This is a genomic window from Sedimenticola sp. (assembly GCF_050289425.1).
GTDB lineage: Bacteria > Pseudomonadota > Gammaproteobacteria > Chromatiales > Chromatiaceae > Sedimenticola.
Window position 1 is genome coordinate 1 of sequence record NZ_JBNKFS010000049.1, and the last position, 3387, is coordinate 3387.

General features: G+C 52.6%; 3 protein-coding genes and 1 other annotated feature. Of the genes, 2 read left to right on the top strand and 1 reads right to left on the bottom strand.

Annotated features, from left to right (window positions below; genetic code table 11):
• A partial coding sequence (locus ACQY5R_RS18115; RefSeq protein ID WP_428610692.1) for a hypothetical protein occupies positions 1 to 365 on the top strand: 365 nt, incomplete at its 5' end.
• A 723-nt stretch (positions 366 to 1088) separates the two neighbouring features.
• Here ACQY5R_RS18115 and ACQY5R_RS18120 read toward each other — a convergent pair.
• Positions 1089 to 2305 (bottom strand): IS3 family transposase gene (locus ACQY5R_RS18120; protein WP_428610693.1). Its coding sequence is split into 2 segments (ribosomal slippage): positions 1089 to 2020 and positions 2020 to 2305, totalling 1218 coding nucleotides; the frame shifts between segments, so codons are not numbered across the junction.
• Positions 1914 to 2030 (bottom strand) — a sequence feature (AL1L pseudoknot). Its footprint overlaps the gene before it by 117 nt.
• A 364-nt stretch (positions 2306 to 2669) precedes the next feature.
• On the opposite strand from ACQY5R_RS18120, the gene ACQY5R_RS18125 reads away from it, so the two are divergent.
• The gene (locus ACQY5R_RS18125) at positions 2670 to 3362 is read left to right on the top strand and encodes an alpha/beta hydrolase family esterase (RefSeq protein WP_428610694.1); all 693 of its coding nucleotides are present in this window, start codon (positions 2670 to 2672) and stop codon (positions 3360 to 3362) included.
• Positions 3363 to 3387 lie beyond the last annotated feature (25 nt).

Below are 3387 nucleotides of genomic sequence, written 5' to 3' on the forward strand. Positions count from 1 at the left end.
AATTGTTCCGAGATTTACAGGACGAAAAGAGTGTGAATCCTTTTCCTGTTTTGTATGGTTTCCCGGATACTCGCAGACGCCACCCATATCCGACATCGGGTGATCGTCTCGAGGGTTGCTCTCTTATGTTCGATCAAGTGCTTAAACTGAATGATGACATATTCATCGTCGCTATTTTTCATCCGTTCATCTCTCCTTCCATCTGGGCGGCAGGGTCGCTAAAGATTGCGGTGGCCGAGCTTGCGCATGAGCAATCCATAGCACATAGCGCTTACCGCACTGTTAGGCATATCGAGAAAAGCGTGTATGGAAGGCGGATCGACTCCAGGCCCGACAAGCCAAGATGGATTCTGAAGAAACCGTGAATCCGGGGCTTTGTCAGGTGGAGGAAACATCATTTTATCCGTGATTTTTCACTTGTGAAGCAATAGTGAACAGGTGCGGAACGTCACGATAACAGCCACGGCAATGTTCTGTTTGGCCGTTACCCAGTTATCCGAATGGGTGTGTCCTTGACAATCACTGTCGACTGCAACTGAGTAACAGTGAATAGAATGAAAAAGAGACCTGTAGTGACGAGTATCCTGACAATCAGTCTTGATGCCGCTCTCTCCTGGCGCTGACGCTAACCCGGGAATCTTAGGATTTCCCAAAAATACGACATATTCGACTTCCGCTAAACCACCGGCCATCGAAGATGATGCCTGTTGTCGTCAAGCGCTACTGATTCCGTTTAATGCATGCCGGTCATTCATGATCAGTATCTCTTCCTGCGAAATCCCGACCGCCGACATTGGCCGTGGTCATGTCAATATGGCAGAGGATATCAATTATTTGTTTCTATGTTTGATGCCGCTGCTGTCATGCGAGTTGTAAATGTTGTCCGATGGTCGAGTGATCTTCGTCTGCCGGCAGGATTCTCGAGGCCGGTATCAGGAAGGTATCTATTGCGGGCGACGCTTCCTGAGTAATTGCCGACTGAAGCGTAGACATTCTTGATTGAGTGGATTCAGGGAGGGCGCAATTAGCACTATACCAGTGAAAATCAGTGAACCGCCCCGGCTTTACCGGAGACAGTTTTGTTTGAGTCAGGCCGCTTCGGCTGACTCCTCCTGTTGGCGATAATACGCCATTTCCAACTCCGCCGGTGGCACATTGCCAATGGGTTCGAGCAACCGACGGTTATTGAACCAGTCCACCCATTCCAGGGTGGCATATTCCACAGCATCTAGACCTCGCCATGGGCCGCGATGGTGGATCACCTCGGTCTTGTACAGGCCGATAATGGTTTCGGCCAAAGCGTTGTCGTACGAATCGCCTGTAGTACCCACTGAGGCATCGATACCGGCCTCAGCCATGCGTTCCGTGTAGCGGATCGACAGGTACTGGCTGCCGCGGTCACTGTGATGAATCAAACCCTGTCGCTCTTTCCTTGCCCAGAGCGCCTGTTCCAGGGCATCTAGCACCAGTTCCGTCTTCATTGAGCGCGATACCCGCCAACCCACTATGCAGCGGGCATAGACGTCGATCACAAAGGCCACATAGACAAACCCGGCCCAGGTCGCCACGTAGGTAAAATCCGCCACCCACAGTTGATTGGGGCGTGTTGCCGTAAATTGTCGTTTCACCAGGTCCGGGGCACGCTCCTGAGCCGAGTCGCTCACGGTGGTGAAAGGCTTCTGGCCACGAACCACACCCTGCAATCCCTGCCGGCTCATCAGTCGCTCTACCGTGCAACGGGCTACACTGAACCCCTCGCGCTTTAACTGGCGCCAGACCTTGCGGGCACCATACACCCGGAAGTTCTCCTCCCAGACACGCCGGATCTGCGCCGTCAGTGCGAGATCGCGTTTACTGCGAGCTGAAGCCCGCTCTGGTTGGGCCTCCAGCATCTTGTGCTGGTAGTAAGTCGATGGGGCGATTGGCAGCAAGGCACAGATCGGCTCGACCCCGTAGACATCCCGGTGCTCGTCGATGAAAGACACCATCACTTCGGTTTGCGGTCGAGCTCCGCCTGGGCGAAAAAAGCCGCTGCCTTGCGCAGGATCTCATTCGCCCGCTTCAGCTCCTTGTTCTCCCGCTCCAGTTCTTTGAGCCGGTCCCGCTCTGAAAGGGATGCCTCAGTACCTCCTTGAGCGCGCTGAGCCTTTTTGTGCCAGCTCCTTAAGGTCTCTGGCGTACAGCCTATCTTACCCGCGATGGAGCAAATGGCAGCCCACAGCGAAGGGTATTCACCTTGTTGCTCAATGACTAACCGTACCGCCCGCTCCCGAACTTCCGGGGAGTATCTCTTCGTCTTGTTCATGACTCCATCCTCTCAAGGTTTGGAGTCTCCGGTAAAGCCGGGGCGGTTCATGATGAGTTTAGAGGCATTCTAAAAGTGGCGACTATGGCGGCGGTTAAGTTTTCTTTAAGTTTGTTGCCGATGTGTGTACATATGTAAATTAAGTATGTGTGTGACAAACCTGGCCGTAATTTGACCGGTTACACGTGTTTAGTTTTAAAGAGTTAATGTTCTCAACTATCCTTATCTATATTGTGACACAGCTTCAAGTTTGCGGGGAACTAGCTACGTAACATCCATACTACAGAAAAGTATCGATTGTTTATAATGCATAACTTCTGCGGGATGTGGTAAGAATCCAGGTCTTTCGTCCGGGCGTCGTGGTATGACGGTCGATGGAGCGCATAGAGAGTATATTATTGACCTTCCAGGAAACTACGATAGGAACAAACCCTATCGCCTGATCTTCGCTTGGCACTGGCACGGTGGCACTGCCGGTGCCGTAGCAGGTGGCGGATACTACGGATTGAGAGACCAAGCGCGTGGTGAGGCGATATTTGTCGCACCAGACAGATATAATGTGAACGGTCAGGACGATAGCGGTTGGACCAATACGAACGGTCGTGATATGCAGTTTCTCCGCGCTATGCTTGATGAGGTCAAAGGCTCATTGTGCGTTGACAACAACCGTGTGTTTTCAACTGGCTGGGGTTATGGTGGCATGATGTCGCTTGCTGCTGGACGCGAGATGGCAGGTACCATTCGCGCAGTTGCGCCAATGTCAGGCGCACACTTTACGCCGTTCAATGATAATGGCAAACCCACTGCCGCCTGGATTGCCCACGGAATGTACGATGCCCTCCTCAACTTCAACACGGTTGGCGTCGCAGCGAGGGACTATTACCTCAAGGCTAACCATTGTTCGAATAACACAGTCACGTACGAACCTTCTCCCTGGTGCGTGGAGTATCAAGGCTGTGACGCAGGCGCACCAGTGGTCTGGTGCGCCCACATTGGGGGGCACGTAACGCCTGACAACGCGGGTGTGGATATCTGGAAATTCTTCAAACAGTTTTAGTGTGGCTTGCATGCCGCGAACGTAA

Excerpts from the sequence above, each read along its gene's own strand:
- ACQY5R_RS18125 (WP_428610694.1), top strand. The coding sequence starts at position 2,670 with ATGACGGTCGATGGAGCGCATAGAGAGTATATTATTGACCTTCCAGGA.